Below are 19,636 nucleotides of genomic sequence, written 5' to 3'. Positions count from 1 at the left end.
CAAGCACCGGCTTGAGACGATGACTGATCCGCCCCAGCAACATTGATCGGCGCTGCTCGCCACGGCGATGGCGCGTGCGATGCAAGTCGGCCGCGAGGTGGACGCGACGCCGCGGCGGCCGGAACAACAGGCGCTTGAGCCATACGCCAGCGCCCTCTCCCTCGCCCACGGCCAGTTCGTCGTGCAGGTGACGCGCCACCTCATCGCTCCAGTGCATGGCCCAGTCGCGTTGACCGGGTCGAGGCGGCCGGAACAACAGTCGCACCAGCCACAGACGGCGGCTGCCGTCCGCGTCGACACCCAGCTGCTGCGCCAGCATCGCTTTGATGCGTGCTACTGCACGCACGGGCGCCGCCCCGCTCATGGCCTATCTCCGGCGGCGTGAGTGTATGAACCCAGCGTTTGCCTTGCCCAGGATGACAACCACGACGCCAGGCCCTGCATGTCATGCGCCGCCTGCGAATGCGGCGCGCTGAGATAAAAGTTCTGGTTGCGCGCCAGGGCCTCGGGAATACCGGCGTCCGCATGGATGCGATACGCAGACAGCTCTGCCCCCAGCGAATGGCGCAACATGGCAAGTATGTCGATATGCAGCTGCGCCGCCGGCGACACCGCGTTGGCAACATAGAGGCCCGACTTGCCAAGCCGCTTCAACTCGGCACGCAAGCGAGGCAGCGTGGCGCAGGCCAGCGGCCGCGGCGGTACCACCACCAGCACCAGGTCGGCTGCATCGATGGCCTGGGCAGCATGGACCGAAGGCCACGTCGCCGCATCCACCAGGACGATGCCTGGTTCGGGTAGGTCCACACGACTTAGCAGGCCGCGCAACCATGACGGCTGTGCCTGCAAGGTTGTTGCCATGGCCTTGCTCTGGTCGAGATCGGGTCCGCCATCATCGCCACGAGCACCGCCCCAGGGCAGCCACAGCACGCCGTCGTCGCTCTCCAGGGCGGCCTGTGCCACGGTGCCGGCAGGCGTCGACTGATACGAAGCCAGCCCTTGCCGGGCCGGTTCGTGCAAGCCGCAATACAACGCCAGCACGTTGGCGGGATCGCATTCCACCGCAAGCACGGCGTGCTTGCGCCCCTTCAATAGACCAGCGAGTGCAGCGGTAAGCATGGTGCGGCCCGCCCCGCCCACCGGGGAAATGATGGCGATGGTCCTCATGCGCGCCTCCCCTCATCCTCGTGCTGCCGCTTGCCCAGCAGGACCAACGGTTGCAGCTGCGGAGGCAAATGCACCGAACGACGACGTAGCAACGAAAGCAGGCGCGGCACCCAGTACGCCAGGTGCAGCCGCCATGCCAGCCACCACAGCGGTGCGGCCAGGATCAGTCCCCAGATGAAATAGCCAAAAAAGTTGCCCATGGCGGCGCTAACCCGGGAGCTTCAGTGGCAGCGCGGCGAGCCGCGGTGGCGACACGTTGACGGCGCTGACCGACTCCCTGCTGGCCATGTCGGCCATGCTCCACAGCGGAAGGCCTGCGGGTGCCGGCGCTGCTGGCTCGTCGTTGGTTGTCACGTCTCCCGCCGCCGTTGCACTGGCCACCGTCGGCACCAAAAGACTGGAGTAGTCCGGCGGCGGCAGTTCTGCGATGTCTTTTTCCAGCGTATCCAGCTCGCTGAGAATCGAGTCGCGGTCGCCACCGCGCAATTCACCGCGAAACAGTTCCGCCAACGGCTGCTCGAACACCCTGCCGATGGCCTCGCCGGCATCGTCGACGTGACAGGCGAACAAGAACACGTAGAGGCTGTCGCCACTGGCGGTGCACAGGTCCCCGGCGCGGCGCATCCGGCAGGCCTTGACCGCATCGATGCCGGCCACGTCCGGCTCCAGCAGCAATTGCAGCAACACGTTCGGCAGACGAATGGGACGACTTCGTTCCACCGCCTCGCGCACCAGTTCAACGAAACGATGCGCAGGGACATAGCCGGTCGTCGAATCGGCAATCGCTGCGGAGAGCACGGCGCGGTAGTCGTCCGGCACGGGACGCGAGAACAGTTGCCCCTGCGCCCCTTCCACCATCACCTCCATCTGCGCCGAAGAGGTGCTGCGCGGAATGATGCCGTTGGCCCCCAGGCTCGTCAGTACCAGCTCGTAGCGGATGTTGACGTTGTCTTCCCGAACGAGAATCTTCAGCGCCTTGCCGCATTCCCTGCGCAGGAAGTTCACGTGCTTCGCAAGAGTGGCCAGGTTTTCCTTGATGCCGTAATGCAGGATCACGGTGGCGGCCACCGCATGCGTGGCGGCTACCACCACGGCATCGTTATCGGGCAGGACCTTCCACTGCCGTGGCACCGACCGCTCATGCAGGACAGCGTCACGCGACACCATCACCACGTTTTCGTCCGGTGCCAGCAAGCCGATGCGTTCCTTCGTCTCATCGACGACCGCCACCAGCCGATGATCGGTGGGCGAAAAGCGCAGCGGAATCGATTCACTGGCCGTCAGCACGCCGCGGTTGTCATGCCAAAACGCCACCTCCCAGCGATATTCGCCCTGCACCTGCTGCAGTTGTGCCGCGCCGCCAAAGCGGATCTGGAAATCGGTCAGCGGCAGGAAGCCGCCCCCTTCCCGCACCAGTGGCGGCAGCATGACCAGCAGCACGCTGTGACGGGTTTGCGCGCACCAGCCGGCCAGGGCCGCACCCTGGCGGATCAGCGTGGGTCGATCCTGCCACGCGAAGCACGCCGCCGCGCCCTCGATCAGGAACTGCGTGGCCGGCGTGGCGCATTGATCTGACATGGCCTGTAGCGCCTCGATCAGCACCTCACAGCCATCGCGGTTGGCAGGCATTCGCAAGGAGCACACATTGGAGCGCGGGTGCAGGGCGCTCGGGTGGTCGATATCCATGCCGTGCTGCTTTAGCGCCAGTGCGATGTCCTCCGCCGAGCGCGTGGAAAGCACGTTCACCGGAATGAGCAAGGCGTTCACCGCGGTCTTCCAGAACAGGGCATCGCGAGCGGCTGAACGACTCGCGTACACCGCATAGACGTATCCCGTCGCCAGCGCGGCCAGCGACGGCGGCAACCCATCGATGGCCAGCGACTGGTTGAGCCGTAGCATGGCTGGCGAGAGGCGCGGCCGGGTCGGGTCGAAAGCGGGTTGAGAAACCTTCGTCACAGTGGTCGTCCCAAGAGGCAAGACTGCCGGTCAGTACGCGGAATACGGTTTCACCGGATCGGGAGGGAATGGCACCGGCAATCGCTGCCTGTCGAAGAAATAACGCAGATAGATCGTGCCAAGGTTGGGTGCGTAATCGTGTGAACGATCCAGCTTCAGGCGCGTACCGATGACCCACTGTGGCGTGATTCGGTATTCCAGCGCGGCCGCCACGGTGTAACTGAAACCGCCACCGGTGCCGTTGCCGAAGTACGGCGAACCCAGGTCCGCCGCCGCCATGCGTGCCACCGCTTGCGCCTGCAAATCGGAGCGCGTGGGAAAGAACGGCGATTCGTCCTCGCGCGTCCAGGAGTTGCCCAGCGACGCCTCCAGCTCCCACGACCAGCGTTTGTGGCGCCCGCTCCAGTCAAGCGGAATCGAGACGGACACGTATTTCTGCGGACTGTAGTAGCCGCCGTTGCCAAAGGTGTAAAAATGCTGGTTGTTGTCGTAGTGCCAATAATTGATCACCAGGCCGCTGCTGAAGCGCTGGTCGGGCCGTACCAGCACGGGCCAGTCGATGCCCGTACGCAGCTTGAAGTCGTGGTTGTCCTCGACATGGTGGCCCGTCAATTGTCCGTATCCCAGCGAGGCAAACAAGGTGGTGATGCCCACGTCCTGCGCGCCACGCACGCTGATACCGGTGTGCACGACCCCACCCCAGGTCTCGCCTGAGGCGGGATCCCGCGCTCCGGCATAGGACACCAGGCTGCTGGTCACGGGGCGACGGGAAACGTCCACGCTCAACGACGAACTGTAGAAGTCGTGCCGGTACGAAAAGCCGCCCAGCACGTTGGTGACGGTGAAGCCCAGCGGCGTGGTGCCGATATCGGCTCGCCAGCTGTTGTCGGCGCCATTGAACTCGTAGCCTGCGGCCAGGGCCACGCCTTTGTCGTTCTCCTGCACCGGCGCCAGGCCGACATTGCCCAGCGCCGCGATCTGGCCGAACTCGTAGGCGGGGTCGAACTGGTCGGCTGGCAGGCGGCCCGCGTTCAGTCGCACCGCGTCGACGTGGAAGAAGTAGTGCCCGGTATAGCCGTCGGGAATGCGCAGGTAAATCGGTATCTCCGTGGCGTCCAGTCGCGACACGCCACTGCTGCCGGACTCGTTGGACTGGATCACGCCGGTGGCCAGCTGGCCCTGGCGTCGGTCGTCCAGCCCTTGCAGCGCGCGCCCGGCCGAGGTCAGGCCGTCGTCGGGACTGGGCGTTTCGCCCTCGCCCTGTTCCTGCGCAAGCGCCGTCCGGTAAAGCCGGGCGGCGCCGTTGAAGTCGCCCTGGGCCTGCGCCACCCGTCCTGCCTGCAAGGTGACGTCGGAACGATCGGGATACTGCTGCCGCAGCGGATCGACCACCGCACGTGCCTCGTCGCGTCGTCCCAGCGCCGAGAAACGACGCGCCACGGCCAGGCGCGTATCCACGTCGTCCGCCGGCGTATCGGCCAGTACCTCGCGCACCGTCGCCTCGGCTTGCCTGCGCTGTCCCATGTGGGCTTGCATGCGGGCAATGGTCAGGCGCGCTTCGACATCGCCGGGGTGGTTCACCAGCACCTGGCGGGCAGCGGCCTCGGCGCCACGGTAATCGCGCCGGGCTTCGCGCAGCTCCGCCTGGGCCAGCAGCCAACGCCGATCGGCCTTGCCCGCATCGGGCACCGCATCCAGCGTGTGCGCCGCCTGTTTCAGTTCACCCGCATCGATCTGTCGACCGGCCGTGCGTAGCGACAAGCGCAGCAGCTGGTCATCAAATTGCGCTTGCTGTTCTTGGGTTACGCCAGGGCGTGCACGCGCGTTGGCGATCCACGCCGGCAGCGCGTCGTCGCGGTTGGCTGCCACCAGCAGCTCGCCATAACGCAAGCGCACGCTGATGGCCGGATCGTCGGGATGCGCGTCCAGCCAGTCACGCACCAGCTTGAGGCCCTTGTCCGGCTCGTCCAGCGCGATCCACGCGCGCGCCACGCTGGCCAGCATTTGCGGATCATCGCGCGATTGAGCGGCAAGGCGGTCGAGCCGCTGGCCTGCCTCCTGCCGACGACCTTGCGCCACCAGTGGCTGTATCTCGCGCAGCTCACGCTGCGCCTTAAGGTTGGCGGCCAATTCGCGCATGCCGGTGGAACGGCCCGCTTCAGGCACCTGTGCCAGCACCGTGCTGGCGGTATCGATGTCGTCCAGGGAGTTGAGATAAAGCGCCGTCGCATAGCGCATGTCCGGCGTGGGCGCGAGCGCCAGCCCGTCCTCCATCACCGAGCGTCCCAGCGCTGGCAAATCCAGGTCGCGGTACTGGCGTGCCAGCGTGTAGCGCAGCCACGCATCCTTCGGCGTGAGGCGAACGGCCTGTTCTAGCTTCAACACCGCTGCGCCATGCTTTTCTTCGGCGATCAGCTGGTCGGCCTGGATCGACAGCAGCTGTGCGCGGAGCTTGACCATCCCTTCGCCCGAACCGGTGTAACGCTGCTCGGCGCGGTCGATCAATGCGGTGATTTCGTCCGCGCGATGGGTCTGGATCAGGACCTTGGCCAGCAACGCCAGCGCATCCACGTTGGGCTGCGGTGCATCCACCAAGGGGCGCAGCACGGCCTCCGCCTGTGTCCACTTCTCCTGCGCGATCAGCGAAGTCGCCAGCACTTCATTGGCATCCGCCTGGTTGGGTTGCTGGCGCAGCGCCTCGCGCGCCAAGGCTTCGCCTTGTTCCGGACGTCCTTGTGCATTCGCGGCCCTGGCCTTCGCCAGCGTGCCCCAGAACGTGCTGCTCGCCATCAGGCTGCGCCATTTGCCGGCGTTGTCCGAATCGAGCTGCAGCGCACGCGCAAACTGGGCGCGCGCCTCGTCATGGCGACCCTCGCGCATCAGGACCAGGCCCTGATTGCCCGCCGCTGCACCCTGGCGCGCCGTGGCTGATGGCACACTCGGCGCCGACGAAGTCACAGCCGTGGGCTGGGTCCCGTTGGGCGGCAGCACATAGGCCGCCCCCCCCTTTTTGGCCAAGGCAGCCAGGGCGTTTTTCGCGCTGGTGTCGTCGGGCACTTCCTTGAGGTAGCGCTGGTACCAGACATAGTAGGCGGGGTCGTCACCGCCGGCGCTGTTCAGCGCGCGTCGCCACAGATCCAGCGCCCGCACGCGGTTGCTGTCTTGTCGCTGATAGACCCGGTAAATGATGCTCAGGCCTTCGATCCTCGTACCACTGCGGTCGGTCAGCAGATTGGCCAGGGTCAAGGCAAGCTCCAGATCATCGGGATCCTGGGCGACGCGCGTGCGCAATTCGGCGAGTGCCCGCTCGCGCCCGCCCGGCGCACCAGCCATCACACGGTAGTAATCGTCGGCCAACGCGCCACGGGGCGCGCCGTGGGGAAACAGCGCCTGCATCCTTTCCCAGGCCTCCGCCGACTTGCCCGAACGCGCCAGCAGGCGCGCCTGCGCCAGGGCCATCTTGTCGGTGGTGGCGACACGGTACGCGTCGGCCAGTTCCAGAGTTGCCGGATGGTTCGGATGAAACGCCTGCAACTTCTGCAATACCTTGCCGGCTTCGGCGGGCCGGTTCGAAGCCAGCTCGATCTCGCCCAGCAGGGCCAGCGCGTCCGGTTGCATGGGTTCGATCAGCAGCGCCTTCTCGACAATGCCACGCGCCATGTCGGGCCGGTTCTTGGACAGCCATACGCGAGCGGAGTCCAGCAGCTGCTTCATCGGGGGGCTCAGTGTCGCCGTTTGCGCCCATGCGGACAGCGGCGCGCTGACGACCACCATCAGCGCCGCTACCGGCATGCACAGGTCGCTTAGTGCGACGCGGAACATGTCGTCGTCCAGGCAGGGCTGACCGAACCATCTGCATCGAAACGATAAAGTCCATCGAGATAGCCGAGACCAAACAGGGCGAGCACCTGGCTGTAGTAACCCAGCGCTGCCTGGTGCGCGCGGGCGCGCTGCACCTGGGCCTGGGCCAGATCGTTCCGGCCCAGCGCGGCCAGGTAAGGCGCCACGGCGGCGGAGAAGCCCGCATTGCCGGCATTGCTGCCCACCGTGCCGGTCCGCGTATCCACGCGCTCCGGCGGAAAACCGTTGGCCGCCACGAAATCCGCCAGCGGACGAAACGCACTCAACGTCGCGGCGCGTGATGGCGCATCAGGCGCGAGCATGCCCGCCCACAAATAGACACGGATTGCGTTGTAAGCACCCTCGGCCTTGGAGGCCTCGTCCGGCAGAAAGCCCTGGTCGCGGCGATACAGCACCCAGTCCGGTGAAAAGCCATGCGGTGCGGTTTCCGTCACCAGCCTCACCGAACTGTCGAACACCGCGCTCCATTCCGCTTGCTGTGGCAGCGCTGTCGCCAAGTGCCGCACCACTTGCAGGGGCACGTAACTGGGGTTCAGTCGCCACACATTGTCTTGCGGGTGAAAACCCACCGGCCCAGGCAGCAGCGTGCGCCCCAGGCTCGGTAACACCGCCGTCTCCTTGGCCAGGATGTTGCGCGCAAGCACCGTGCCCAAGGCGGTGTAACTGCGCTCATGCCAGAGCCGTCCGGCTTCCAGCAACGCATAGGCGATCCACAGATCCGCGTCGGAAGCCGGGTTGGCGTCGATGACGCCCCAGGCCGGCACAGGGGTCTTGTCCTGGTTGGCGCCCGCGTCGGCCTTCGCGTCGCGGCGCCCCCAGATCCACGCCGGCAAATGGGTGGCCAGGTCACCCTGGGCCAGATTGTTCTGGGTCCAGTTGAGCACGCGGTCGAAGGTGGCACGATCATTGGCCACCAGCGCGAAGAACAGCGCATAGGACTGGCCTTCGGACACGGTGATCTGTTGCGGCGAGCTGTTATCGATGACGCGGCCGTCATCGCTCATCGTGGTCTGCTTGAAACTTTCCCAGTCAGGCCACGCGCAACTGCCCGCCATCGCGCCACCGGATGCGATCGTCGTCGCTGCCATCAGCAGCACTCGCATCAGCTGAATCCGCGCGCCTCGCATGCATCACCTGTCGAGACGACGCGCGGCAATGCGACCCAAGGCCCAGAACACGGTAAGTGCGACGAACAGGCCTGCCAGGACGCCGGCGAGCGCCATCAGCGCGGGATACCGGGAAATATGTATCCACAGCCACGCATACCACGGTAGATGGCCAACGAAGTAAGTGTCACCCACACGCAGCCCGGTGACGATCTTTCCCCGCACCACGGTGAGATCGCCACGAACGTCGCTGACGCTGGTGTCGTCGCCCAGCGCATCGAGCAGGCGATCAAGCTGGTCCGACGAACTGGCCGCCAGCGCCACCACGCTCTTGCCGCGGGCGAGAGGCGATTCAAAGCCCACAAACGCAGCGGTGGGACCATTGACGATCAGGGCGGCGCGACCCGTTGGGGCCTTCATCACGCGGCTGCTGACGCCAGCCTGGTCGCGCAATGCCAGCTCGTTGCGGCTACGCTCGATCAACATCGGCAAGCCCTGGCCCCATTTCGCCAGCAGCTCTCCTGACGACCCCGTGCCGATGATCAACAAGTCGCGATCGCGTACCGACTCCACTGCACTGGCAGGCACCATGGTGACGCGCAGCGCAGGCAGGCCACTCCAGCGTCCCATCTGCCCCAGTATGGTGAGCGCTGCTTCCATTTCCTTGGCGTCCGGCGCGTCGGGCACCACGACGGCGGCATCAGCCAGATCGGCCATGCGCGTGAAGGGGAACCCGCTATTGGCGAAGAAAGCCAGGTTCGGCATCGACGTGTAATGCACGAACTGGCTGAAGTCGATACTGGATTCGGGATCGACCGCGGCGCGCGCGCCGTCGCTGGCGGCGGAGGCGCACAGCCCGGTCTTTTCCGAATCCAGATGGAACTGGAACTGGAACTGGTTGGTGCCGCCAATCTGCAGCGCCGGCACGCGAACCTCCTCCTCGCCGCGCGCTTCCGAGCCCGATAGCAGCGGCACGTTGATCTGCCGCTCCACACCCGAAGGACTCGCCGGCCGCAAGCGGACCGAACGTAACAGCTGATCGTTGATGCCGACGTTGAGCATCGAGTCGTTGAATATCGAAGGCGCGGTATATCGGTAGTGCACGTCCAGCAGCACGCTATGGCGGGCCCAGGCAAACAGATCGGGCGGCAGGTGCATGTCGACGCGGATGGCGGGTGGGTTGAAACCCGACGCCTGCAGCTGCTGCGGATCGGTAACGAGCTCCTTGAATGACACCAGACGGTTCACTGGCGCCCAGTTGGGCGCGTCGTAAGGACGACGCGCCGGACCCATATCAATGGTCTTCACGATGGCCGCGCTGCCCGACATACCCACCTGACCGAGTACCAGGGCATTGGCGGCCAACTGCAATTCGTTGGCATCGCGCCCCGCGATCACCAGCAGCTTGAAGCCGGAGTCAGCGGGACTGGCAGGATTGACCATCACCATCACGGTGGGCCCTTTGATCTCGCCCAGGCTGATCCCCGCGGGTTGTGCGTTCGGCAGGACGAAGGCAATCGCATGGGCATCCGCCGGCGGCGCCTGCGATACGGGAAAACGCGCGCCGCGGTACTGCGCCAGCGCCCCAAGCCACGAAGACACCACACCCGCGGCGCGCAGCGTGGACGCATCGACGTGGGCCGGCAGCACAAACGGCACGGTCAGACGTCGATTGTCGCGACGATCAAAGAACGGCGCCGGCAGCAGCGCCAGATTGTTGGGCAAGCTAACCCGGGACGTGGTGAGGCTCAGCTGCGTGCCGGGGCTGATATTGGCCCACAGCGAGGAGTGGTACGGGTCTTCGCAGTGATCGAGCGTGTAGTGCGCGATCATCTGCACGTCGATGCGATTGAAGTCGGTGAACAAGCGCGGATCGAGATCGATCACCTTGGTCACGGGCTGGCCGGCCAGGGTCTTATCCAGCGCAAGCGTGGTGACGATCTCCCCGTTGAGGGAAACCTTCAGGTGCGAGAGTTCGAAAATCAACGCGGGCGAATAGGTATAGACCAGCGTGAGCTTGGCCGCCGTCACCACCTCGTCGTTGCGAACCGACACATTCAACGTGCCGGTCGGGTCTGTACCGCGCAGCCTGATCGCGCCATAGGCACCCATCTGGCTCAAGGAAAGCTGACGGGTGTAACCAGGCGCTGCGCCTGGCGTCGTAGCGATTTCGCTGTTCGCTTGCGCGGGCGCGCTGGAAGCCGCTGACACGGGTGCCTTGATCACAGCGCCGGGCTTGTCGCCGTTCTGGTTACCGCCGGCCAGCGCAGTAGCACCGAAAGCCAACGCACAACCCAAGAGCAGGACGCGTAGACGAACACGATGAGAGAACCACATGACGTGTTGCCTTGGATGAATGATGGAACGTCGCGGACTCGACGGTCCGCTCCGTGGGCTCGACATCTCCAACTCATGCCCTATCAACGAACGGTTGTAACGGAGCACGCCAAGGCTTCGCGTTACCTGAGCACGCTCAGCAGCAGGGTCAGCTGCACCTGCAACCCATCATCGACCCCAAGCTCTCAAAGCCCCAGCTATGCGTATCGATCCATCTCTACCAGCGACAACACAAATCCGGATGCACGCCACCAAACCGTCTTCGCACGTTCACGCGGCCATGACCCAAAGCATCGTCGCCCGGCCAAGACGAATAATGAAACCGTGATAAAGAAAGCGTGAATCACGTTGTACTGTCGTCCTCCCTACGTTGGCCACGCGTGAACCTGTAGTTCCGCCCTTGGGTCGGGAGTAAATCGTGCGCCAAACCCCGCTGGCGGGACTTTGCCGACGATCTGACGTCGTCGAGTCCAGCCTTCCAGACCCGTGGCAGAATCATGAGAACGGTCCGCCGTTAGCGCTTTTGAGGAGTCGGTGATGCGCATCGCAAGCGTGGGACAGGCGGTCTTTGCGGCAACCATGATCGCCCTCGGCATCCTGGGCCTGATCAAAGGCGATTTCACCCCGGTATGGGCACCGGTGCCCAAGGATGTACCCGCACGCGCCATCCTGGCCTATCTTTGCGCCTTCATCTCCCTCGCATCGGGCTTTGGCTTGCTCTGGCAGCGCACCGCCGCCTCCGCTGCCCGCGCGCTGCTCGCGTGGCTCGTGCTCTGGCTGCTGCTGTTCAGAGCGGTCGCCATCGTTCGTTCGCCCACGTCGCAAGACTCCTGGTCGGGCTGCGGTGAAACGGCCGTAGTCGTGGCGGGCGCCTGGGTACTGTATGCGTGGTTCGCCGCTGACTGGGATAGACGGCGCCTCGGTTTCGCCACCGGCGACAAGGGTCTGCGCATCGCGAGAATCCTCTACGGCCTCGCCATGATCCCCTTCGGCCTCGCCCATTTCCGCTATGCCCACGAGACCGCCGCGCTGGTTCCGGGTTGGCTGCCATGGCACATGGCCTGGGCGTACTTCTTCGGCGGCACTTTCATCGCGGCGGGCGTGGCAATGCTCATCGGCGCGTATGCACGGCTGGCAGCCGCCCTCTCGGCACTACAGATGGGCATCTTCACCCTGCTGGTGTGGATACCCATCGTGGCGGCTGGCGCCAATGCCTTCCAATGGAGCGAAACCATCATCTCCTGGGCGCTCACGGCCAGCGCCTGGGTAGTGGCCGATTCATATCGCGGCAGCCCCTGGCTCGCCGTTGGCGCGCGCCAGCGTTGACGAGGCTTGCACGGTATACGCAAAAGGCAACCGGCTTGAGCGCTCCGGTACGACGTGACACGATCAAGTCGATGACCAGCAGACCTGACACGACACAGCTACTGCGTGATCTTGCACGATTGCGGCGCGTTCGCGACCGCATCGACCGGGAGTACGCGCAGCCGTTGGATGTGGAGGCGCTGGCCCGTGGCGCGCATATGTCGGCAGGACATCTCAGCCGCCAGTTCAAGCTCGCTTACGGCGAATCTCCCTACTCCTATCTGATGACGCGGCGCATCGAGCGGGCGATGGCGCTACTGCGTCGCGGCGACCTCAGCGTCACCGACGTCTGCTTCACGGTGGGCTGCGCTTCGCTGGGCACCTTCACCACGCGCTTCACCGAGCTGGTCGGCCTGTCGCCCGGCGCCTATCGGCGCCAGGAGGCGCAGGCGACCGTGGGGATGCCGTCGTGCCTGGCGCGACAGGTGACGCGACCGATCAGGAATCGAGAAGCGCCCGCCCGCGAGCCGGAACTAGACTGATCGCCGTGGACCTCACCACCCATCGAGAGAGAGATTGCTTTGGACATCACCATTCACTCTAGCTTCCTCCCGCAGAATGACCCGGACGCGGCACTGGCCTTTTATCGGGACACCCTTGGCTTCGAAGTCCGTGGCGACGTCGGCTACGGTGGCAAGCGCTGGATCACGGTCGGCCCGGCGGGCCAGCCCGCCACGTCCATCGTGCTGTATCCGCCGGAAGCGAGCCCCGGCATCACGGATGACGAACGCCGCACCATCGCCGAGATGATGGCCAAGGGCACGTTCGGCATCATCCTCCTGGCCACCAAAGACCTCGCAGGGACCTTCGAACGCTTGCAGGCCAGTGACGCCGATATCGTCCAGGAGCCGACCGATCAACCGTACGGCGTCCGCGACTGCGCCGTCCGCGATCCCGCCGGCAACATGATCCGCATCCAGCAGCTGCGCTGAGTCTTGCACTCATCCATCGCCATTCGATTGGGCCGACAGAGTGAGGAGGATGACATGAACGCATCGGAACGCATTGACCAGTTGATCGCAGGCATCACGGACTGGCGCGGCAAGACGCTCGCCGAGGTCCGCAAGGTCATCCTCGACGCTGACAAGGGCATCGTCGAGGAGTGGAAATGGATGGGAAGCCCGGTGTGGAAGCGCGATGGCATGATCGCAGTCGGTAATGCCCACAAGGAAAAGGTGAAGCTGACCTTTTCCCACGGCGCGCAGCTTGCAGATCCCGACAAGCTGTTCAACGCGGGGCTCGAAGGCGGCACATGGCGAGCGATTGACTTCTTCGAGGGCGACAAGATCAACAAGCGTGCGCTGAAAAACCTTGTCCACGCTGCGATTGAATACAACCTGACAAAGTTGAAGAAGAACGCGCCCGCGAGTGCTCGTGCCAAGGCGAGCAAAAGCAAAACAGCGTGAATCCATGACCTGGTTTCGCGCAACTGTGAAAGGCAAATGGAAAGAGTAGACGTGCAAATCCATGTGAATCTGGATTTGCACTACTGCTTCATGCCCATCAGGTCAGCAGCCCTGACCCTGCTACAAAACGATACAAATCGCTTGATAAAACCTTGATCCCGCTGGGCTATAGTACGTCGGCCATGTCCAGACGTTTCCACCCAAGTCGTCGTCGCCGCATCCTCTGGATAGGGACGGTGCTGTTTTGTCTGCTGTTCCAGCAGCTGGCCATGGCGAGTTACGTCTGCACGCTACCAGCGGTGCCGGTCGATGCGGCGTTGACCGGCGAATGTGCCGCGATGGGCATGGCCTCAAAAGCGCCGTCCGCATCCAAGCACGTCCATTCAAGTCCAGATCCGCGGTGTACCGAGCACTGCAGTAGTCACGTGACGTCGAGGCCTGACGCACGTGTACCAACGGTTCCGCCACTCCTGCTGCCGCCGGCATCGCCCATGCTGGCAGGCACGATCGTGCATGCGCCTGAGCAAGTGCCGTTGCCGGACTTTGCGCTGCGCCGTCCCGAGCCACCGCCCACGTTGCGGTTCTGCTCGCTGTTGATTTAGCCCTCGATCACTAGCCACTCGGCGGTCATGCCTGCGTGCATGGCCCGTACGGTTTTGTGATCGGAGCTTGTCATGTTTTCGCATCAAATCTGGACGCGTGCCTTCCCGGCACGTCGCTGGCTGTGCCATGTATGCGCAGCCCTATGTCTCGCCACGTCACCCGCTTGGGCGGACGAGTCCACAACGGCCCTGACCTTGGAGGCCGCAACACGCAAGGCCACAGAGCACGCGCCCCTTCTGGACGCGCGCCTTGCCTCTCAAGATGCAGCCCGAGAAGAAGCTGGGCGCGCGGGTGCCTTGCCGGATCCCCAACTCGTTGTCGGCATCGAGGACCTGGCCATCCAGGGGCCGGGCGCGTTTACCGCCGGTGGCGACCCCCAGACCCAACGCACCGTCGGACTTACCCAGGTGTTGCCTTCGCGCGCGAAGCGGCAGGCACAGCGTGACGCCGCCGGCGCCCATGTCGAACAAGCCGCATCGACCACCGTGATGACCCGACTCGCGATCAAGCAACAGGTCGCCGCCGCCTGGATCAGTGCGTGGGGCGCTCACCACGAAGCCGAGATGCTGCAGGCCATGCGGCGCGAGTGGGCCGTGGACGTCACGATCGCCGAAGCGCGATTGCGTAGTGGAACCGGCTCGGCGGCCGACGTGCTGGCCATGCGCACGGAAGCGCTCGATCTGGAAAACCGTATCGACGACGCGACCTCGCGCGAATCTCAGGCGCGGGCGGCCTTGGGGCGATGGCTTGGTACTCCGGTCAAGGAGCCGCTGGGCGACGCGCCGGACTTCACCGTGCTTCCGCACGACGAGTCTTCCCTGCTTGCCAGCCTCGATCAGCAAGGCAACCTCCTCGACTGGCCCGCTCGCGAACACGCCGCCGAAGCCGCCCTGGAGGCGGCCAAGGCCGAGAAGCATCCCGAGTGGAGTGTCGGCTTCACTTACGGCTCCCGCGTGCGCGGCCTGTCTGACATGGTGTCGTTGCAGGTCGGCGTGAGCCTGCCGTTATTCACTCGCAATCGGCAGGACCGCGGTATCAGCGCGCGTGCCGACGATCTCGATGCCGTGCGTGCCGAACACGACGATGCGCGGCGACAGCAAATCGAAGCCGTGCAGGCTGCCTGGGCACAATGGGACGCACTAGGACGGCAAGCGCGTCGGCACCTCGACCAACTATTGCCGCAAGCGAACGATCGCACTGCGCTGGCCTTGGCGGCCTATCGCGGTGGCGGTGACATCCAGCCCTTGCTGGAAGCGCGCCGTGACGAAATTTCCCACCACACCGACTATGCCCGCATGCTGACCGAATACGGTCGCGCCTGGGCAGCCTTGACCTATCTGCTGCCCGAGGGGGATACCCCATGAAGCGCGCACTCTTGATTCCCTTCACGCTTATCGTGCTGCTGGTTACGGCGAGCATCGCCTACTGGGCAGGCCGCCACGGCAGCGGTTCGGCAGAGTCTCCCGCCGATCAACCCGCCAACACGGGATCGCCAGCGCCGGCTGCAAGCGCCAAGCCGTTGTACTGGTACGACCCGATGATTCCTGCCGAGCATCATGACAAGCCCGGCTTGTCGTCGATGGGTATGAAGATGATCCCCAAGTACGCTGATACCGGCACCGACCAGGGCGTTGTACACATCGATTCGGCCACCGTACAGAACCTGGGCGTGCGCACCACAGCGGTCGAACGTCGTGCGTTACCGGCGAGCGTGCAGGTGCCAGGAACGATCAGCTGGGATCTGCGCCAGGCCGTCGTCGTCAGCGCGCGCGTGGACGCGGTGGTGAGCAAGCTGTATGCACGCGCGCCGTATACGAACGTCGCTTCCGGTGCCCCGCTGGCCGATTTGCTCGCGCCGCAGTGGAGCAGCGCCGTAGCCGAATCCCAGGCCTTGCAGCACGTCCAGTCAGACGAAGCCAAAGCCTTGCGCGGCGCGGCGCAACAACGCCTGCAGGCGCTCGGTCTGTCGCCGGGCGATGGCCACACGATCGGAAGTGGCGGCCAAATCACCTTGCATGCACCGCAAGCTGGCGTGATCAGCACGCTGGATGTGCGTGAGGGTCAGCGCGTCAATGCCGGGCAAACACTGATGACCATCAACGGGCTGTCCACGGTGTGGGTCGAGGCGGCCTTGCCGCAAGCGGTGGCGGGCACGGTGCACGCGGATACACCGGTCACCGTCCACGTCGATGCCCTGCCCGGGCAAGCCTTTCACGGCAAGGTGGAAACGTTACTGCCCGATCTCGACATGACCACGCGAACGCAGCGCGCACGCATCGTGCTCGCCAATCCGGATGGCGCATTGAGTCCCGGCATGTTCGCCACCGTGCAGCTCGAACCGAGTCCGGGTACGGCTGTGCCTGTGGTGCCCGACGATGCATTGATCTCCACGGGCGAGCACGCGCGGGTGATCGTCGCCGAAGACGGCGGGCGCTTTCGTGCCGTCGCAGTACACGCCGGGCGTACGGCCGGCGGCTATACCGAAATTCTCGATGGCCTCAGCGGTGGCGAGAAGGTGGTGGTGTCCGGCCAGTTTCTGATCGATTCGGAGGCCAGCCTGTCGGGGGCACTCGATCGCTTGAACGGTCCCGAGACGAAACCCGCACCCGCCACCAGTGCGCCGATGCCGGGAGACCAGCCATGATCACCGCCCTCATCCGTGCCGCCATTACGCACCGCGTGTTCGTGCTGCTGGCCGCCTTGGCGCTGGCGATGGCGGGTGTGTTCGCGGCCACGCGCACGCCGATCGATGCCCTGCCCGATCTGTCCGACACCCAGGTGATCATCCAGACCAACTGGTCGGGCCAGTCACCCCAGGTGATCGAGGATCAGGTGACCTATCCCTTGGCCACCACCATGCTGTCGGTGCCCGGGGCCAAGACCGTCCGCGGTTTTTCGTTCTTCGGCGGCTCCTACGTCTATGTGTTGTTTGACGACAACACGGATCTCTACTGGGCGCGCTCACGTGTCTTGGAGTACCTGAGCCAGGTCCGCGATCGCTTGCCCGCAGGTGTGAGCCCTTCGCTGGGCCCGGATGCCACCGGCCTGGGCTGGATCTTCGAATACGCCCTGGTCGATCGCACGGGCCAGCACGACCTCGGCCAGCTGCGCGCTTTGCAGGACTGGTTCCTGCGTTATCAACTCAAGACCGTACCGGATGTGGCTGAAGTCGCCAGCCTGGGTGGCATGGAACAGGCTTGGCAGGTCGTACCTGATCCGCAGCAACTGGCCGCGCGTAACGTCACGGTGACACAGCTGGTCGAGGCCATTCGTGCCGCCAATGGCGCGAACGGCGGCTCGGTGATCGAACAAGCCGAAGCCGAGTTCATCGTACGCAGCGAAGGCTATCTGCGCAGTCGCGAGGACTTCGAACGTGTACCGATTACGGCCAACGCCGGCGGCGTTCCGGTCTTGCTGCGCGATGTCGCTTCGGTACGACGCGGCCCCAGCTTCCGGCGTGGTATCACCGAACTGGACGGCCAGGGCGAAGTCGCCAGCGGTGTCGTGGTGTTGCGCACGGGCAAGAACGCCAAGGCCGCGATCGCCGCCGTCAAGGCCAAGCTCGCCGAACTCAAACACAGCCTGCCGCCCGGCGTGGAGATCGTCCCGACCTACGATCGTTCGCAGTTGATCGATGCGGCCGTGGAGAACCTGTGGGGCAAGCTGCTGGAGGAGTTCATCGTCGTCGCCCTGGTCTGCGCGCTGTTCCTCGGCCACGTGCGCTCGGCGCTGGTGGCCGTGATCACGCTGCCGCTCGGCGTACTGGCCGCCTTCATCGTGATGCATCTGCAAGGCGTGACGGCCAACCTGATGTCGCTCGGCGGTATCGCGATTGCCATCGGCGCGATGGTCGATGCGGCGGTGGTGATGATCGAGAACACCCACAAGCACCTGGAGCATTGGCGTGATGCGCACGAGGGAAAAGAACCCCAGGGCGCAGCGCGCTGGACCCTGGTGGCCGAGTCCGCGGCCGAGGTGGGTCCGGCACTGTTCGTCAGCCTCCTGATCATCGCGCTGTCGTTCGTGCCGGTGTTTGCGCTGCAAGGCCAGGAAGGCAAGCTGTTCAAGCCACTCGCTTTCACCAAGACCTATGCCATGGCTGCATCCGCCGTGCTCGCCATCACCTTGGTGCCGGTGTTGATGGGCTATCTGGTGCGCGGACGGATTCGCGCCGAACGCGACAATCCGCTCAATCGAGGCCTGATCGCGCTGTACCGCCCCATCCTGGAAGCCGTGCTGCGTTATCCAAAGGCAACGCTGGTACTGGCTAGCGTCCTGTTTTTCAGCGCCGCGATTCCTTTCAGCCGCCTCGGCAGCGAATTCATGCCGCCGATGGATGAAGGCACCCTGCTGTACATGCCGACGGCGCTACCCAGCTTGTCGGCCGGTAAAGCATCGCAACTGGCGCAACTCACCGACCGCATGATCAAGACCGTGCCTGAGGTCGATCACGTGTTTGGCAAGGCCGGACGCGCGGAGACCGCCACCGATCCGGCACCACTGGAAATGTTCGAGACCACGATTACCTTCAAGCCGAAGGATCAGTGGCGGCCGGGCATGACCATGGACAAGCTCAAGCGCGAACTGGACAAGGCGGTGCACGTGCCCGGGCTGACGAACTTGTTCGTACCGCCGATCCGCAACCGCATCGACATGCTGGCGACCGGCATCAAGAGCCCGATCGGCATCAAGGTGCTCGGACCCGATCCAACCACTTTGCAAACCGTCGCCGATCAGATCGAAACCGTTGCCAGGAAAGTGCCCGGCGTCAGCTCGGCCATTGCCGAACGCGCCGAGGGCGGACGCTACGTCAATGTGCACGTACGCCCCGGTGACGCAGCCCGCTATGGACTGACCCAACAACAGGTGCAAGCGATGATTGCCACCCTGGTGGGAGGCGATCCGATCGGACAAACCGTCCAGGGACGCGAGCGTTATCCGATCGTGGTTCGCTATCCACGCATCGAACGAGATTCGATCGCGGCCTTGCGCCAGTTGCCAATCATCGCCGCCAGTGGTGCACAGCTGACCCTGGACCAGGTCGCCGACATCACGCTGGATGTCGGACCGCCCATGCTGAAAAGCGAGAACGGACAGCTGGCGACTTATGTTTACGTGGATACGGCTGGCCGCGATCTCGGCGCCGTCGTTGCCGATCTGCAACGAACTGTTGCCCAACAGGTGACGTTGCCGCCGAGCATCACCTTGGCCTGGTCGGGGCAGTTCGAGTACCTCGCCAGCGCCATGGAGCGACTCAAGGTCGTCGTGCCGATCGCGCTGGTCATCATCTTCGCGCTGATCTATGCGGTGTTTCGTCGTGCCAGCGAAGCGGCCATGATCATGGCCAGCGTACCGCTGGCCCTGGTCGGCGGGCTGTGGCTGATCTGGCTACTGGGCCACGCCGTATCCGTGGCGACGATGATCGGCTTCATCGCCCTGGCCGGCGTGGCCGCCGAGTTTGGCGTGGTGATGCTGTTGTACTTGCGCCACGCCTGGGAGCATCAGCTCGCACTCAATCCCCAGGCCGGCCCCACCGAGCTGGACGATGCGATTCGTGAAGGCGCCGTGCAGCGCGTTCGACCGAAAGCGATGACCGTCGCGGTGATTCTCGCCGGCCTCTTCCCCATCTTGCTGGGCCACGGCGCCGGCTCCGAAGTCATGCAGCGCATCGCCGCCCCGATGGTGGGCGGCATGCTCACGGCACCGCTGTTATCGATGCTCATGATCCCCGCGGCATTTCGCCTGCTGGTCCTGCATCGCTTGCGCAAGGCCAGCAAGGCAAACGTCTTACTGACGCCGAGCCAAGGAACCGCCCCATGAAGAGCCCCTGCCCCC

General features: G+C 64.7%; 14 protein-coding genes. 8 read left to right on the top strand and 6 right to left on the bottom strand.

Annotated elements, in window-relative coordinates; all coding sequences use genetic code 11:
• Window positions 1–360: 360 nt before the first annotated feature.
• The 6 genes from bcsQ to bcsB are packed head-to-tail and all read right to left on the bottom strand — an operon-like array spanning window position 361 to window position 10,427.
• Window positions 361–1,167, bottom strand: a complete 807-nt coding sequence (gene bcsQ / locus OUZ30_RS09215) for a cellulose biosynthesis protein BcsQ (RefSeq protein ID WP_266181933.1) — start codon at window positions 1,165–1,167, stop codon at window positions 361–363.
• Window positions 1,164–1,367, bottom strand: coding sequence for a hypothetical protein (locus tag OUZ30_RS09210; protein ID WP_266181932.1), 204 nt, complete (start codon window positions 1,365–1,367; stop codon window positions 1,164–1,166). The genes bcsQ and OUZ30_RS09210 overlap by 4 nt, the downstream gene beginning before the upstream one ends.
• Window positions 1,368–1,374: 7 nt before the next feature.
• Window positions 1,375–3,123 carry a cellulose biosynthesis protein BcsE gene (gene bcsE, locus OUZ30_RS09205; protein WP_266181931.1) on the bottom strand — a complete coding sequence of 583 codons (1,749 nt, stop codon included), beginning with the start codon at window positions 3,121–3,123 and terminating at the stop codon, window positions 1,375–1,377.
• 30 nt (window positions 3,124–3,153) lie between these two features.
• On the bottom strand, window positions 3,154–6,945 hold the full coding sequence (locus OUZ30_RS09200) for a cellulose biosynthesis protein BcsC (protein WP_266181930.1): 3,792 nt from the start codon (window positions 6,943–6,945) through the stop codon (window positions 3,154–3,156).
• Complete coding sequence (gene bcsZ, locus OUZ30_RS09195; protein ID WP_266181929.1) at window positions 6,927–8,087, bottom strand: cellulose synthase complex periplasmic endoglucanase BcsZ; 1,161 nt, start codon at window positions 8,085–8,087, stop codon at window positions 6,927–6,929. The genes OUZ30_RS09200 and bcsZ overlap by 19 nt, the downstream gene beginning before the upstream one ends.
• A gap of 27 nt (window positions 8,088–8,114) precedes the next feature.
• Window positions 8,115–10,427: a cellulose biosynthesis cyclic di-GMP-binding regulatory protein BcsB gene (gene bcsB / locus OUZ30_RS09190; protein WP_266181928.1), complete on the bottom strand. Its 2,313-nt coding sequence runs from the start codon at window positions 10,425–10,427 to the stop codon at window positions 8,115–8,117.
• 537 nt (window positions 10,428–10,964) lie between these two features.
• Here bcsB and OUZ30_RS09185 point away from each other — a divergent pair.
• From OUZ30_RS09185 to OUZ30_RS09150, 8 genes are all read left to right on the top strand, one after another.
• Window positions 10,965–11,753: a DoxX family protein gene (locus tag OUZ30_RS09185; RefSeq protein ID WP_266181927.1), complete on the top strand. Its 789-nt coding sequence runs from the start codon at window positions 10,965–10,967 to the stop codon at window positions 11,751–11,753.
• Window positions 11,754–11,824: 71 nt separating this feature from the next.
• Window positions 11,825–12,274, top strand: a complete 450-nt coding sequence (locus OUZ30_RS09180; RefSeq protein ID WP_266181926.1) for a helix-turn-helix transcriptional regulator — start codon at window positions 11,825–11,827, stop codon at window positions 12,272–12,274.
• Between the two features lie 39 nt (window positions 12,275–12,313).
• Window positions 12,314–12,724, top strand: coding sequence for a VOC family protein (locus tag OUZ30_RS09175; protein ID WP_266181925.1), 411 nt, complete (start codon window positions 12,314–12,316; stop codon window positions 12,722–12,724).
• A gap of 54 nt (window positions 12,725–12,778) precedes the next feature.
• On the top strand, window positions 12,779–13,198 hold the full coding sequence (locus OUZ30_RS09170; RefSeq protein WP_266181924.1) for a DUF1801 domain-containing protein: 420 nt from the start codon (window positions 12,779–12,781) through the stop codon (window positions 13,196–13,198).
• A 182-nt stretch (window positions 13,199–13,380) separates the two neighbouring features.
• Window positions 13,381–13,800: a hypothetical protein gene (locus OUZ30_RS09165; protein WP_266181923.1), complete on the top strand. Its 420-nt coding sequence runs from the start codon at window positions 13,381–13,383 to the stop codon at window positions 13,798–13,800.
• A gap of 72 nt (window positions 13,801–13,872) precedes the next feature.
• Window positions 13,873–15,165 carry a TolC family protein gene (locus tag OUZ30_RS09160; RefSeq protein WP_425601489.1) on the top strand — a complete coding sequence of 431 codons (1,293 nt, stop codon included), beginning with the start codon at window positions 13,873–13,875 and terminating at the stop codon, window positions 15,163–15,165.
• Complete coding sequence (locus OUZ30_RS09155; RefSeq protein WP_266181922.1) at window positions 15,162–16,445, top strand: efflux RND transporter periplasmic adaptor subunit; 1,284 nt, start codon at window positions 15,162–15,164, stop codon at window positions 16,443–16,445. The genes OUZ30_RS09160 and OUZ30_RS09155 overlap by 4 nt, the downstream gene beginning before the upstream one ends.
• Entirely contained in the window at window positions 16,442–19,621 is a 3,180-nt protein-coding gene (locus OUZ30_RS09150) for an efflux RND transporter permease subunit (protein WP_266181921.1), read from the top strand. Before OUZ30_RS09155 ends, OUZ30_RS09150 begins: the two co-directional genes overlap by 4 nt.
• Window positions 19,622–19,636 lie beyond the last annotated feature (15 nt).

This window comes from Dyella humicola (assembly GCF_026283945.1).
In the GTDB taxonomy this organism is placed as follows: domain Bacteria; phylum Pseudomonadota; class Gammaproteobacteria; order Xanthomonadales; family Rhodanobacteraceae; genus Dyella; species Dyella humicola.
Note: the sequence above shows the minus strand (reverse complement) of the source record. Positions and strands in the feature narration are given on the sequence as shown.